Below are 14,483 nucleotides of genomic sequence, written 5' to 3' on the forward strand. Positions count from 1 at the left end.
CAAGGCGTGAGCCCCCCAAAGAAAAAGGGGCGCCCCGAAGGACGCCCCCGTTCCTGTCCAGCCGGACAATCCGCCATTACTGGCCGACGTTCTCGCCGAAACGCATGGTCCAAGTGAAGCGCACGGCGCGCGGAGCCTGGTAACCGGTGGGCAGACGGTAGTCCGAGCGCAGGGCACCCGAGTCGGTTTCACCGAATTCCACGAAGTCGGTCTTCGACTTCGAATTGAACACGTTGAACACGTCGACGCGGAAGCTCGAACCTGGCAGCGAGTCACCCAGATTGAACTGGAAGCCCAGGTCGAGGTTGGTCGACCAGTCGCTCTTGAACGCCGTGCCGCGCGGCACGATCGTGCTGTTGGCCGAACCGCCGTTGCCGAGCGGATTGGCGCAGAAGAACGAAGCCGCACCGTAACCTTGCGCGAACGCGTCGGTCGGGTGGACGCCGATGCAGCTGAAGCTGCGCGGCGACTGGACCGTCAGGTTGGCGCCGATGCGCAGCCAGTCAACCGGCTGGAGCGAGCCGAAGAACTTGAAGGTATGTTCGCGGTTGTTGGCGAGCGTACCGTACGAGCCATCGCTCAGACCGGGCTGGTCGAAGTCCTGCGTCAGGCCGGCGTCGTCCTGGTTGTTGTCCGACTTGACCGAACCTTCGTAGTTACCGCGCAGCTTCTGGTAGGTGTAGCTGAAGTCGAAGCCGTACGTGCCGTTGAAGGCCTTTGCGACGGTGAACTCCACCGAGTCATACTTGCGGATCGGCTTGGGGTAGCCGAGGTCGGCAGCCGAAAGCGTGACCACGTCGGTCGTGCCGGGGATCGAGGGATCGCCGTCGAGACGGACGGTGATCGGCTCGCCCGGGTTGGCCAGAACGTACTGGTGGAAGCCGGACCAGATCGGGCTGCCCGACGACGTTGCGCAGGACAGGCCCTTGCTGGCGCAGTACTTGTTGACTGCAGCGTCGATCGCGACGTCTTCCAGCGTCTGCTTGAGACGACGGTTGATGTAGCGCAGACCGAAGGTCCAGTCGTCCATGCGGTGCGTGATGCCGAAGATCATTTCGTCCTGATACATCGGCTTCAGGTTCTGCGAGACCAGCGTGTCGGTCGCGCCGGCAACGCCGTCCGAGAAGACCGTGCGGCACTTGGAACCGGCACCCGGACCGAAGTTCGGGCAGTTCAGGGTGTTGGCACCCGTCAGCGCGCCCAGAACAGGTGCGCCCGAAGCGTCGAACTGCTGGCCGATCGGAATACCGCGCGAGTCGTAGTTGCCGCCAACGACGCCCGGAGCGTAGCCGAAGCGCTGCTCGTAGAACGTTTCTGCACCGCCGAGGCGGATGTTGGTGTTGGTGGCGACCGGCAGGAAATAGCGGCCCCAGAACGCGTTGATCTTGGTCAGCTTGTCGCCGAACACGTCGAACGAAGCGCCGATACGCGGAGCCCACTGGTTCTTGATGTCGACATACTTGGCGCCGGTGATCGAGAAGTTCTCGAAGCGGTCGTTGCGAATGCCAAGCTGCAGGTTGAGACGATCATTGAGAAGGTCCCAGCTGTCCTGTGCGTAGAACGCGGTCTGGCGGGTCTTGAAGAAGCCTTCGTTGAGGTAGGTGCGCGTGCGGATATAGTTCGCGGTGAAGCGATAGATCCGGTCACCGGTGTAGAAGGTGTTTTCGGTCACCGACAGGTCTTCGCGGTCGAAGCCGAAGCGGAAGTGATGCGAGCCGAGCAGGTTCACATAGAGGTCCGCATCGAGACGCATCACCTTGCGCAGGTCACGGCCATCGGTCGGAGCAAGCGGGACGCCGGCGATCGTGTTGAGCACCGTGGTCTTGTTGCCGTTCGCGTCGAACGCCAGCTGCGTCTGCACGATCGGACCGGCGAGAGCGCCACCGGCAACGACGTCGCTGCGGGTGTAGCGGTTTTCACCGTAAGCGCCCGAGAGCGTGAAGAAGTCGGTGAACTGGCCGGTGTACTGGACGATCCAGTTCTTGCCACCGATCTTGTTCGTTTCACGACCTTCCTTGACGTTACCCGTCAGCGTGCCCTGGCGATCGTTACCCAGGCCATCGATGTTGTAGTAATCGTAGTTGACCGTGCGTTCGTCGGACCAGAAGGTGCCTTCGATGCGGTGACCGTCGAACGGAATGAAGTCGACCTTGCCGCCGTAAAACGGGGTGTTCGAGTGCGAACGGGTGCGGTAGCCGGCACCCGGCGTGGTGTCTTCCTGAACGCGGTAGCGCGGCGTGAACAGGCCGTAGAAGAACAGGCGATCCTTGATCAGCGGACCCGAGAGGTAGAAGTTGGCTTCAACCGACTCACGATAGTCCTTGTCGTTGCGCGCCTTAAGCGTTCCCGTGGTGTCCTGGAACGTGTTCGGCGAATCCGAGGTCAGCGCATCCGGCTGATACGAAATCACCGCGCCATACTGGAAGTTGTTCGAACCCGACTTGGTCACCGCCGAGGTCACGCCGCCGAGCGCACGACCGTATTCGGCCGACCAGCCACCGGTCTTGACGTCAAACGTGCGGTAGAACTCGAAGGGAACGATGTTGTTGCCGACGAACGTACGGAAGTTGGTCGTGTTCAGACCGTTCACGTAGTAGCTGTTTTCGGCGATCGAGGCACCGCCGAAGCTGACGCAGTCCGGGCAATCGGTAAACTGGCCGTCACCGGCGTTCGTGCCCGGAGCGAGCAGGATCAGGGCCGACTGCGAGCGGGCGACCGGGATGCTGTCGGCAAGCTTGCTGACGTCGAGCGAAATGCCCGAGGTGGTCTGCGCGAAGTCGTTGGTCTTCACGCGCGTTCCGGTCACGACAATCGCGTCGCCGGCAGCGGCTTCGCCCGTCGAATAACGGTAGGAGTTGTTGGCACCGGCGACGACCGACGCGGCATTGTCCTGAACGACAACGGCGCCGCCGACAGTGACGGTGACCGAGTAGGAACCGGTGGGAAGCGCGGTGGCGCGGAACTGGCCGCTGGAATCGGTGGTGACGGTGTTGGTGAAGCCCTGCTCGTTCGAGCGGATCTTCACTTCGGCGCCAGCAACGGGAGCGCCGCTTGCGTCGAGCACTTCGCCGACGAGGTTACCACGCGTATAGTCCTGCGCCATGGCCGGTGCGACGAAAGCAGCCGAACCGGCAAAACCGGCAACGACCAGCGCCAGAGGCGCGGCGCTCGCACGGAGCGCAGAGAAAGTTTTCTTATTCACTTGTCCAGTCCCCTATGTCCTGTCCGCCTGCACCCTTCGCTTGAAAGCTGATGCAGGCACTTTCCCGAGCGTCCCGTATTTTGCCGCATTGCCCACTGCTTTGCGGCATCGCCCACTGACGCGCGGGAAAAGATGGCTCTTTTTGGCGGAAACATCGGGCTTGTTACAAACACGAATGACAGTTGCGAATTGAATCCGAAACGTGTGTATCAAAAGTGCCACACCGCCTTTGGGGCAGGGCGAAGGTCCAGATTTTACGGCAGTTTACAGGTGGTGCACGGAAATAACACCAAGCCGCTCATGGCTTGCCAATAATTTCAATGGTGACGGGTTGGCGTGAAACACTTGGTTGCAAACGCCGTCTTCAACGGGTTGCCGATGATACCATGTCGCGCAGCAGCAGAAGGGGATCGAGCCGGTTTTCCCGCCATTTCACCGACCAGTGCAAGTGCGGCCCCGTTGCACGCCCCGTGTGGCCGATGAGACCAACCGCTTGCCCCTGTCGGACGATCTGCCCTTCGCTTACAAGTAGCTGGGAACCATGGAGAAAAGCGCTGTTCAGACCCATGCCGTGGTCGAGCATGAGGAGCTTTCCTTCAAGGCTGAACGGCGTTTCGGCCGCAAGAATCACCATGCCATCAGCCGGAGCGACGTACGCTGTTCCCTCCCCGCCAGCGATGTCCAGGCCCGAATGGTAGGCAGCCGGCTCACCCCGGTAGATACGCTGCGCGCCGAAGCGGCCCGAAAACCTCCCGGGCGCAGGCCGGACGAAGTCCTGCCGCCAACCTTGTTCATCGCTTTCCCGCGCACGCGCGGCGGCAATGCGCGCCAGTTCACCCCGCCGGATGCGCTGATAGTCCTCGTCGGGTACGCCTGCGGGCTTCCTTGCCACATTGATGTGCTCGATCGCCCATGCGCGAGGCGCGATCGCGATCGGGAGGGCGAAGGTGGCACCATCGGCAAGGATGGCAAGCAGCCGGGCTTCGGGGCCGGCATCACGATCGAAAGCCACCAGGAACTGGCCGTCGGGCGCGAAAGGAACCGGCTTTCCGTCGAGGGCCAATGCCCGCGTGCCGGGCTGGACCCGGCTGCGCAGCCAGCCGCCCTGGGTCTGCTGGCCACCGGGTTCAAGCGTGATCGGGGCGAGGGGCGTGTTGCCGAGCGAGAGAGCCGTGAGGGCTGCGCCGCCTGCCTGCAGGAAGCTGCGACGGTCGGTCAGTCGGCCGTCGGGCCTCACTGGCCCTCAAGGTGCCGACGCACCGAAATCTCGCAGGTGGCATAGGCCTCCTGCCGTTCGGCGCACCAGTAGCGCAGCATGTCGAGCGGGATCTCTGCGCCCGAGACGGCACAGACGACATGGTCGCCCGCCGAAAGCTGGCGGAAGCCGCCGGGAAGGTAATGAAGCCGCGCGAGGCGACCGGACTGGGACATCAACATCTGGCCAATGTAGCGACTGCAGCGCGTCAGAACAATTCCTGCTGACCGGGAGGCGATGCAGCCGAACGCGAACGGGGCGCCGGTCTGCCGGGCGCGGCCGCGGTTCCGGTGGTTACGTCGACCGTGCCATCGGCAAACTTGAGCGTCAGGTTGCCCCGCTCCTCGGCCGACTGGCGGTCTTTCACGAGAAGGCCCTCGCGATCGGTCACCAGCACATAGCCGCGCGCCAAGGGGGCCTCGGGATCGAGCGAGCGGCGCAGACGGTCGAGCGCATCGACCTTGCCGCGCGCGTGATCGATGCGCTGGAGAAGGGTCTCGGGCCGCAGGCGCTGGCTGGCGAGCCGTTCGCGTTCGCGCGCCACGCGGGACGAAAGCAGCGCGGGCCGCAAGGCACCGGCATGGCGCGCGAGCACCGATCCGGCGATCTCGGTGCGATGGAGCAGGGCGCGGCGCAGGCGCTCGCCCAGATCGTCCACGCGCTGCGCCTGACCTTGAAGCAGCGCCTGGGGCTGCGGCAGGCGCTGGCTGCGCGCCTCGAGGCGTTCCCTGGCCTGCGACAACTGCCGCCCGAGCGCGCGGCGCTGGCGGGCGTTGAGGTCGGCAACGAAAGCGGCAAGTTCCGCCTGCACCGGCACTGCAAGTTCGGCAGCGGCGGTCGGCGTCGGTGCGCGCAGATCGGCCGCGAAATCACACAGGGTGGTGTCGGTCTCGTGGCCGACCGCGCTGATGATCGGGATCGTGCATTCGGCAACCGCGCGGACGACATCTTCCTCGTTGAAACCCCAGAGGTCTTCGATCGAGCCGCCGCCGCGCGCGACAATGACAAGGTCGGGGCGCGGAATCGGCCCGTCTTCGGGCAGGTTCGAAAAACCGCGCACAGCGTTTGCCACCTGCGCGCCCGAGCCCTGGCCCTGCACCAGCACCGGCCAGACGATCACCCGCGTCGGGAAGCGGTCGCTCAACCGGTGGAGAATGTCGCGGATCACAGCGCCGGTGGGCGACGTCACCACGCCGATCGTGCGTGGCAGGAACGGCAGCGGCTTCTTGCGCGCCGCATCGAACAGGCCTTCGCCCTCAAGCCGCGCCTTGAGCTTGGCGAGCAGCGCCAGCAAGGCGCCCTCGCCCGCGATCTCCATGCGGTCGATCACGATCTGGTAGTTCGAGCGGCCGGGGTAGGTGGTGAGCTTGCCGGTGGCAATCACCTCTACGCCATCTTCGGGGCGGAAGCTCAGGCGCTGCACGCCGCCGCGCCACATCACGCCGTCGAGCCTCGCATTCTCGTCCTTGAGGCACAGATAGAGATGCCCCGAGGCGGCGCGCTTCACGCCCGAAAGCTCGCCGCGCACGCGCACGAAACCGAAGCGATCTTCCACCGTGCGCTTCAGCAGCGCGGAAATCTCGGAGATCGAGAGGGCCGGAGCGTTGTCGCCGGCCGATTCCCTCGCTAGGAGCCCGCCCGGACCGTTGTTATCGTCATCATACGGCGCGGAAGGGAAAGCCATGAATATCCTGCTGCTGGGATCGGGTGGGCGTGAACATGCCCTGAGCTGGAAACTGGCCCAATCGCCGCTGACGGGCAAGCTCTATGCCGCTCCCGGCAACCCCGGCATCGCCGATCATGCACAGATCGTCGGTCTTGACCTGACCGATCATGCCGCTGTCGTGACCTTCTGCGAAGGCCACCGCGTGGGGCTGGTCGTGGTCGGTCCCGAGGCGCCGCTGGTCGACGGCCTCACGGACTCGCTGCGCGCTGCCGGTTTTTCGGTCTTCGGCCCCAGCCGCGCAGCCGCGCAGCTTGAAGGATCGAAGGGCTTTACCAAGGACCTTTGCGCTCGCGCCGATATTCCGACCGCCGGTTATGTCCGTGCGAAGTCGCTCGAGGAGGCACGCGCCACGCTGGCGCAGTTCGGTGCGCCGGTGGTGATCAAGGCCGATGGGCTTGCGGCGGGCAAGGGCGTCGTTGTCGCGATGACGATGGCCGAGGCCGAGGCTGCGGTCGACGACATGTTCGACGGCGCTTTCGGCGCGGCCGGTGCCGAAGTCGTGATCGAGGAATTCATGACCGGCGAGGAGGCCAGCTTCTTTGCCCTGACCGATGGCGCGACGATCGTGCCCTTCGGTTCAGCGCAGGACCACAAGCGCGTGGGGGATGGCGATACCGGCCCCAACACCGGCGGCATGGGCGCCTACAGCCCTGCGCGCGTGCTCACACCAGAGCTCGAGGCCGAGACCCTGTCGCGGATAATCGGGCCCACGGTCAAGGCCATGGCCGATGCAGGCATGCCCTACTCGGGCGTGCTCTATGCCGGCCTCATGCTGACCGATCAGGGGCCCAGGCTGATCGAATACAACGCCCGCTTCGGCGATCCCGAATGCCAGGTGCTGATGATGCGCCTGGAGAGCGATCTGGTCGAACTCCTGCTTGCCTGCGCCGACAACAAGCTGTCGAGCATCGCGCCTCCGCGCTTTTCGGGCGACGTGGCGATGACCGTGGTCATGGCCGCCGAAGGCTATCCTGGCACGCCCAAAAAGGGGGGGCGCATCGACCATATCCCGGCTGCCGAGGCGAACGGTGCCAAGGTTTTCCACGCGGGCACCACGCTTTCGGGCGATGGCGTGCTTTCGGCAAGCGGCGGGCGCGTGCTCAACGTGACCGCGAAGGGCCCCAGCGTGAAAGCTGCGCGTGACCTTGCCTACGCGGCGGTCGATGCCATCAGCTTCCCCCAAGGCTTCTGCCGCCGCGACATCGGCTGGCGCGAGATCGAGCGCGAGGAAACGGGGGCCTGAAGGTCCGCCTTCAGATAACGCGCTTCCCGGCGAGGTCTGCCAGCTCCGCTTCACTAAGGCCGAGCAGTTCGCCGTAGATCTCGGCATTGTGCTGTCCAACGCGCGCCGGGGCGGGGCGGCGGACCGAGCCGGGCGTTGCCGAGAACTTCGGAAAGCTCGACTGCATTTTGAGCGGACCGTAGCGTTCGGTCTCGACCTCGATCAGCGCCTCGCGCGCCTCGAAGTGCGGGTCCGCCAGCATGTCGGGCGCGCGATAGACGCGGCCTGCAGGGATGGAGTGGGCGACCATCAGCGCATCGACCTCGTCGATCGTCAGCGTCTTCGTCCACGCGTTGATCAAAGCGTCGAGTTCGTCCTGCCGCTCGCCGCGTGCAAGGTGCGAGGCAAAGCGGGGATCGTCGCCCAGTTCCGGACGTCCCATGGCGCTGGCGAGCCGCTTCCACAGGGAATCCTTGTTCGCCCCGATCATGAATTCGCCGTCCTTGCACGAATAGACGTTGGAGGGCGCGATGCCCTTGAGTACCGAGCCCGAGCGTTCACGAATGATCCCGGAGCGGTCGTATTCGGGCACGAGACCTTCCATTACCTGCAGTACCGATTCATAAAGCGCTGCGTCGATCACCTGCCCGCGTCCGGTGCGGTCGCGTTCGTGCAATGCGGCGAGGACCCCCATGCAACCGTAAGTGGCAGTCAGGGTGTCGCCGATCGAGATGCCCATGCGGCTCGGCGGCCGGTCAGGCTCGCCCACGATGTAGCGCCACCCGCCCATGGCCTCGCCGATTCCGCCGAACCCGGCGCGGTCCGCATAGGGGCCAGTCTGGCCATAGCCGGACATGCGTGCGATGATCAGGCCGGGCTGTTCGGCCAGCAACACGTCCGGGCCAAGCCCCCACTTCTCCAGCGTTCCCGGCTTGAAGTTTTCGACCACCACATCGGCATGGGCGATCAGCCTGCGCACCAGCGCCTGACCTTCGGGCACGCGCAGGTTGGCGCTGACCGAGCGCTTGTTGCGCGCGATCACTTCCCACTGGACCTTGTCCTCGCCCTGGCCCCATTCGCGCAGCGGATCGCCGGTAACCGGCGGCTCGATCTTGATAACGTCGGCGCCCATGTCGCCCAGCAACTGACCGCAGAAGGGCCCTGCGAGCAATTGCCCCATCTCCACCACGCGCAAGTCGCGCAATGGGCCGCGATTGGCTTTCGGCCCGTTAATCGTCGGCGCCATGTCTACTCCCTTGAGCTTCATTTCACCGGCGGATAGGCCGGTGCCTGCGCCACCATGGCAGGCAGCTTGCGGTTCATCACGTCTGCCAGCCAGCGATTGGCCTCGATCAGCGCGGCGAGATCCATCCCGGTCGCGACACCGGCGCGCTCGAGCATGTAGACCACGTCCTCGCTCGCGACATTGCCCGCCGCGCCCGGCGCGAACGGACAGCCGCCCAGACCACCTAGCGCTGCATCGACCACGCTCGCCCCGGCCTCGACTGCAGCCCAGACATTCGCGAGCCCGGTTCCGCGCGTGTTGTGGAAATGCACCCGGACCGGCACGGGCGCGATTTCGCTGGTCACGCGCGACACCATCCGGTGGACCTGCGCAGGGTTGGCCACGCCGATCGTGTCTGCCAGCCCGACCTCGATCGGGTCAGCTTGCGCCAGCTGGCAGGCGAGCGCCACGACGTGGTCCTCGTCAACGTCGCCCTCGAATGGACAACCGAAAGCGGCAGCGATGGTGACCTGCCCGTTCAACCTGGCTTGCCGCGCCATTGCGACGATATCCGTGGCCGTCGCGGCGGTTTCGGCGCTGGTCTGCCCCTGGTTCGCGACGGCAAACCTATCGCTCGCAACGCAAACCGCACCGAGCTCATGCAGTGCGCACGTAGCGATAGCCCGTTCAGCCCCTCGCTGGTTGAGGACGAGCCCGATAAAGCTCACGCCGTCGATCCGCGGAAGTCCGGCGCAGACGTCCTCTGCATCGGCCATCTGGGGCACGCGCCGCGGATTGACGAAGCTGGTCACTTCGATCCGCCTCCCGCCCGCAGCTATGCTCCGGCGGACAAGTTCGAGCTTGTCGGCCGTCGAGACGAGCGTCTTTTCGTTCTGCAGGCCATCACGCGGGCCGACCTCGACGAAGGAAATCGCGCGGTTCATCTGCGCGCCCCGCCGTGTAGAAAAAGCTGCTGCACCATCATCGCGCGGCGGATTCGTACACGAAATCCGCATGCGGCCAATCGGAGAATGCGCCAGTCGCGTGGACTTGACCCCGTGCCTCCGTCAATGCGCAGGCACGGGGACTGTCATCTGCCTCAGGCCTGAACCACGCGCATCTGCGCTTCAGGCAGGGGCTCGGTCTTGGCCATCTTCATCAGTTCCATCTTGCGGGCGAGCATTTCGTCGCGCAGCGCGACCATGTCGAGACCGGCCTCGCGCGCCTGGGCAAACATGCCTTCCGAGCGGGCCTCCTCCTCATGGACGTGGTGCTTGATCTCTTCGCTCAGCACCTTGACCTTGGCACCGTAGAATTCGTCGTCGGGCGATGACGCCATGATATCGTTGATCAGCATCTTGGCCGCGTCATGCTCGACATAGGCTTCGGTGTAGGTCTCTTCCTCGATCTTGCCCTTGAGCGCGGGGTAGAAAATCTCCTCCTCGATCACGGTATGGATCTTGAGCTCGTTGCAGATCTGCAGGGCGATGCCCTGCTTCTTGTCGTCCTTGGCGTTCTCGAACTTCTCGAACAGGCCTTCGACCGTGCGGTGGTCGGCCTTGAGCAGGGCAATCGCGTCGGTATAGCTGGGTTGGGCCATGGTGAGCGTCCTTTGTGGATGGTGCTTGCCCCCATAATCCCCTGATTGATAAGGGGTTCCGGAGCTCCTTGCGGAACGGTGAACGCCTCTCGCGGGTTGGGAGCATATGACCGATCGCGAATACCGTTCTTCCTCGCATCTTCGCTGGCCCAGCACGCTCTGGCTGATCCGCCACGGCCAGAGCGCCGGCAACGTCGCGCGTGACGAGGCGCAGGCGCGGGGGCTGCATCGGATTGCGCTCGATCACCGCGATGTCGATGTTCCACTGTCGGCACTGGGCCGCGAACAGGCCCGCGCGCTCGGCCACTGGTTTGCCAGCGGTGAAGAAGGCGCAAGGCCCGAGGTGATCCTTGCCAGCACCTATGTCCGCGCCATCGAAACCGCCGAACTGTTCCGCGAGGCCGGCGGTTGTGATCCGGCCTTGCGCATCTGCATCGACGAGCGCCTGCGCGAGAAGGAGTTCGGCGTGCTCGATGGATTGACCACCAGCGGCATCCACCATTTCCAGCCCGAACAGGCGCAGTTCCGCAAGGTGCTGGGCAAGTTCTACCATCGCCCGCCCGGCGGCGAGAGCTGGGTCGACGTGATTTTCCGCCTGCGCGCCCTGCTTGATACCGTTTCGCTGCACTATGCCGGAAAGCGCGTCATGATCGTGGCGCATCAGGTGGTCGTCCTGTGCCTGCGCTACATCATCGAACACATGACAGAGGCGGAAATCCTGGCGATCGACAAGCAGGCCGATGTCGCCAACTGCGCGGTCACGCAATACCGCTGGGACCCGTCGGCCAATGGCGATGGCGCGCTCGTGCTCGAACGCTACAACGTCGTTGCGCCGATGACGCGCGAGGGCACCGAGGCGACGCGTGCGCCAGATCAGATGGTGGCCGCCCGTGGGTAATACCGCTACGCTCGACGGTGCCTGGCTCCGCGCCAATCCGCTGCCCCAGCCCGATGAGCAGGCCGACAAGAATGCGCGTGGCCGCGTAGTGGTGGTCGGTGGTTGCCTGACCGTCCCGGGCGGGGTTCGCCTTACGGCCGAGGCGGCCCTCCGGGCAGGCGCGGGCAAGGTGCAGGTCGCCACGATCGAAGCCGCTGCCGTAACGCTTGGCGCGTTCCTGCCCGAGATCGCCGTCCTTCCGCTCAAGGCCAATGGCGAGGGCGAGATCGACGCCGGTCAGGCGCGGCTCGACCCATTCATTGCCAAGGCGGACGCGGTCGTCGTCGGTCCGGCGATGGGCTGCGCCGATCAGGGCGCAAGGCTCACCCGGTCGGTTCTCGCGCAGGCCGGCGGTATCGGCGTGGTCGTCGATGCTGCGGCGCTGATGGCACTTGGGCAGAACCTGCAGGCGCTGCGTCGCCGGACAACCCCTGCCGTGCTTACGCCGCATATCGGAGAGATCGCGGCGATGCTTGAGCGCGATGCCCCCCTGATCGAGCAGGACCGCGAAGCCGCCGTGCGCGAATGTGCCGCACGCTATGGTGCGATCGTCGTGCTGAAAGGCGCGGTCAGCCTGGTTGCCTCGCCCGATGGACAGGTCTTTGGTTACAGCGGCGGCAATGTCGGGCTGGCCACAGGCGGCTCGGGCGATGTCATGGCGGGCATAGCCGGAGCCTTGATCGCGCGCGGCACGCCGCCATTGACCGCCGCGCTCTGGTCGGTCTGGCTCCATGGCGAGGCCGGACGGCGCTGCGCCGAATCGATCGGCCCGCTCGGCTTCCTTGCCAGCGAACTGCTCGCCTTCATCCCGCAGGTGATGCAACGAGCGGGGTAGGCTCGGCGCCCGCAGGTGGCCTCAGCCGGAATTCCTCGACCGGAACCCCGCCGATCACGTGCTCCTGGATGATCCGTTCGAGCACCGGCGGCGTGCACGAATGGTACCAGACGTTGTCCGGGTAGACGACCGCCACCGGGCCGACGAGACACACGCGCAGGCAACCGACCTTGTTGCGCAACACGCCTTGCGCGCCGCCAAGCTTCAGTTCGCCGAGCCGCTTCTTGAGATAGTTCCACGCCGCATCGCCGACCTCGCGCGGGGCACACTTGTCCTTCTCCGGCCCCGCGCACAAAAGGATGTGGCGTTGCGGATTGAAGCCGCCCAGCAGTTCCAGCGCGCGCTCTGCCTGTTCAATGCCTTCCTGCGTCGCGATCATGGCTTGAGCCAGCGCTCCAGCCACTTGAACGAGGTCTGGTGCCACTGCAGCGAGTTCTTCGCTTTCAGCACCCAGTGGTTCTCATCGGGAAAGACCAGCAGTTCGGACGGAATGCCCCGGCGCTGCAGCGCAGTGAAGGCAGCCAGTCCCTGCGTGTACGGGATGCGGAAGTCCTTCTCGCTGGTGATCACCAGCATCGGCGTCTTCCACTTGGCCACGTGATTGACGGGGTTCCACTTCTCGAACTCTTCGGGCGCCTCGTAATAGGGATGCCCGCCGTGTTCCCACTCGTCGAACCACAGTTCCTCGGTTTCGTAGGCCATGGCGCGCGCATCGAACACACCGTCATGCTGGACCAGACACTTGAAGCGGTCCGGCCAGTTGCCTGCGATCCAGTTCATCATGTAGCCGCCGTAGGACGCGCCTGCCGCGCAGGCATTGTCGCCATCGATCTGCGGGTCGAGCGCGATCGCGGCGGCAAAGCCCTTCTGGAGGTCTTCCAGTGGCTTGCCGCCCCATTCGCGGTTGATGCCGTCGGTGAACTTCTGGCCGTACCCGGTGGAGCCGTGGAAATCGACCGAGACGATCGCGTAGCCCTGGCTGGCCCAGACGCGCGGGTTCCAGCGGTTGGACCAGCTGTCGTTGTACGACCCTTGCGGCCCGCCGTGGACGAACAGGACCGATGGCATCTTGCCCTTGACCCATGAAGGCTTGGTGATCTGCCCCCACACGGTATCGCCGTCGGCGCCCTTGAAACTGAATCGCTGGGTGACGACAGGTGCGCGCGCGGAAAGCGCGGTGCTGGCCACGTCGGTCAGCGGCGTCCCGGCCTTGCCGGGCTTGCCGATGTAGAGTTCTGCCGGAGCATCGAGCGAATCGCGCGTGAAGGCCATGCGCCCGTCCTTGAGCGGGACAACGGCACCGATATGCCCTTCGCGCCTGGGGTTCAGTACCAACCGCGTGACCTTGCCGCTCATCGGATCGATGCGGAACGCGGGCGTATCGAGCACGTCCTCGGCGGTGGCGATCAGGGCCTTGCTATCGGGCGTCCAGGTCAGCGACGCTACCGAGCGATCCCAGGCGCCGGTCAGCTCGCGCCGCTCGCCGCTCTTCAGGTTGATCAGGTTTACCACCAGCCGGTCGGCTTCATACGTGGGCCGCGCCATGGCCGCATAGGCCAGCCACTTCCCATCGGGCGAGGGGGCGGGCGTGTTGTCGGTGGCCTTGTTGCCCGCCGTCAGCTTCACCGGCGGCGCGCCGTCGAGCTGCGATTGCCACACGTCGAGATTGGTCGAGTTCGGCTCGTTGCGGTCAGCCTGACGCGCCACGAAGAATACCGATCTGGAATCAGCGGCCCAGGCCACGTCCTCCCCTCCGCCGAAGGGCTTGCCGGGGCTGTCGCCGGTCAAGGTGCCGACTGGTCCGTCAAGCGCCACGCCATTGCCCGAAGCCTTGCCGTCTGCGCCCAGGTCGAAGACGAACACGCGGCTGTAGTTGCCCGGTGTTTCCCATTGATCCCAGTGCCGCACGAAGCCCGCGCCGTCGGTATAGTGTCGGCCGGTGCCGGGGCCGGGCAGGGCGGTATTGCCATCGCTCTCGCAGCCGAAAGTCGGGCAGGTGCGGGCGATATCGCCCCACACCGCGATGCGCTTGCCATCGGGCGAAATCTCGAAGCCCGAAACGTCGGTGGCAAAGGCCGTCACTTGCGTCAGCACGCCGCTGGCCGGATCGACCTTCCATACTTGCGTCTTTTCGCTCTCGCCCACCTTGCGGTCGGACAGCAAGTAGACCGAACCGTCCGGACCGAATGCGGGATCGCTCACGCTGCCGCCGATGTCGATCCGGCGCGCCTCGCCCTTGGCGGTCGGCTTCACCCACAAGGATGGCGTACGCTTGAAGCTGACCGGATCGGTCGTGGTCAGGATGTAGGCCGCTTGGGCCCCATCGGCCGATATCGCCGTCCCGCCAAGCCGGGGCAGCGTGACGAGGTCCTGCGGGGAGAGCGGAGCGGCCTGCTGAGCGAGCGCGGGAGCAGTGAAAGCGACGGCGAACGCGGTCGCCGCGAGCAACGGACAAGTTTTCATGGAAACCGGATTAGCGCC

At 65.2% G+C, this 14,483-nt stretch carries 12 protein-coding genes; 3 read left to right on the forward strand and 9 right to left on the reverse strand.

All coding sequences use genetic code 11. The annotated features are described in order from the left end of the window. Window positions 1-76: 76 nt before the first annotated feature. From AC2A04_RS09000 to xseA, 4 genes are all read right to left on the reverse strand, one after another. Window positions 77-3,202, reverse strand: a complete 3,126-nt coding sequence (locus AC2A04_RS09000; RefSeq protein WP_484211986.1) for a TonB-dependent receptor — start codon at window positions 3,200-3,202, stop codon at window positions 77-79. A 364-nt stretch (window positions 3,203-3,566) separates the two neighbouring features. Continuing rightward, window positions 3,567-4,439 (reverse strand): M23 family metallopeptidase, encoded by an 873-nt coding sequence (locus AC2A04_RS09005; protein WP_484211987.1) that lies wholly within the window; start codon window positions 4,437-4,439, stop codon window positions 3,567-3,569. Beyond that, window positions 4,436-4,639: a DUF2093 domain-containing protein gene (locus AC2A04_RS09010; RefSeq protein ID WP_484211988.1), complete on the reverse strand. Its 204-nt coding sequence runs from the start codon at window positions 4,637-4,639 to the stop codon at window positions 4,436-4,438. The genes AC2A04_RS09005 and AC2A04_RS09010 overlap by 4 nt, the downstream gene beginning before the upstream one ends. 26 nt (window positions 4,640-4,665) lie before the next feature. Next, the gene (gene xseA / locus AC2A04_RS09015; protein ID WP_484211989.1) at window positions 4,666-6,141 is read right to left on the reverse strand and encodes an exodeoxyribonuclease VII large subunit; all 1,476 of its coding nucleotides are present in this window, start codon (window positions 6,139-6,141) and stop codon (window positions 4,666-4,668) included. Between xseA and purD the strand changes: the two genes are divergently transcribed. Next, on the forward strand, window positions 6,140-7,426 hold the full coding sequence (gene purD, locus AC2A04_RS09020; protein ID WP_484211990.1) for a phosphoribosylamine--glycine ligase: 1,287 nt from the start codon (window positions 6,140-6,142) through the stop codon (window positions 7,424-7,426). The two genes, xseA and purD, sit on opposite strands and share 2 nt — an antisense overlap. A gap of 10 nt (window positions 7,427-7,436) precedes the next feature. Here the strand turns inward: purD and AC2A04_RS09025 are convergent, their stop codons facing one another. The 3 genes from AC2A04_RS09025 to AC2A04_RS09035 all read right to left on the reverse strand — a co-directional run bounded on the left by AC2A04_RS09025 (window position 7,437) and on the right by AC2A04_RS09035 (window position 10,230). Beyond that, window positions 7,437-8,651, reverse strand: a complete 1,215-nt coding sequence (locus AC2A04_RS09025) for a CaiB/BaiF CoA transferase family protein (RefSeq protein ID WP_484211991.1) — start codon at window positions 8,649-8,651, stop codon at window positions 7,437-7,439. Between the two features lie 17 nt (window positions 8,652-8,668). Next, on the reverse strand, window positions 8,669-9,574 hold the full coding sequence (locus tag AC2A04_RS09030) for a hydroxymethylglutaryl-CoA lyase (RefSeq protein ID WP_484211992.1): 906 nt from the start codon (window positions 9,572-9,574) through the stop codon (window positions 8,669-8,671). Window positions 9,575-9,729: 155 nt separating this feature from the next. Beyond that, entirely contained in the window at window positions 9,730-10,230 is a 501-nt protein-coding gene (locus tag AC2A04_RS09035) for a hemerythrin domain-containing protein (RefSeq protein ID WP_484211993.1), read from the reverse strand. A gap of 106 nt (window positions 10,231-10,336) precedes the next feature. Here AC2A04_RS09035 and AC2A04_RS09040 point away from each other — a divergent pair, with 106 nt between their 5' ends. Both AC2A04_RS09040 and AC2A04_RS09045 read left to right on the forward strand, forming a co-directional pair. After that, complete coding sequence (locus AC2A04_RS09040; RefSeq protein ID WP_484211994.1) at window positions 10,337-11,128, forward strand: histidine phosphatase family protein; 792 nt, start codon at window positions 10,337-10,339, stop codon at window positions 11,126-11,128. Further along, a complete protein-coding gene (locus tag AC2A04_RS09045; protein WP_484211995.1) occupies window positions 11,121-12,002 on the forward strand; it encodes an NAD(P)H-hydrate dehydratase in 882 nt (293 codons plus the stop codon). Before AC2A04_RS09040 ends, AC2A04_RS09045 begins: the two co-directional genes overlap by 8 nt. On the opposite strand, the gene AC2A04_RS09050 is transcribed toward AC2A04_RS09045, so the two are convergent. Then, entirely contained in the window at window positions 11,971-12,381 is a 411-nt protein-coding gene (locus tag AC2A04_RS09050; protein WP_484211996.1) for a (2Fe-2S) ferredoxin domain-containing protein, read from the reverse strand. The two genes, AC2A04_RS09045 and AC2A04_RS09050, sit on opposite strands and share 32 nt — an antisense overlap. Next, window positions 12,378-14,465 carry a S9 family peptidase gene (locus AC2A04_RS09055; RefSeq protein WP_484211997.1) on the reverse strand — a complete coding sequence of 696 codons (2,088 nt, stop codon included), beginning with the start codon at window positions 14,463-14,465 and terminating at the stop codon, window positions 12,378-12,380. The genes AC2A04_RS09050 and AC2A04_RS09055 overlap by 4 nt, the downstream gene beginning before the upstream one ends. Window positions 14,466-14,483: the final 18 nt, after the last annotated feature.

The organism is Novosphingobium sp. HNCC26DJ243 (assembly GCF_057180545.1).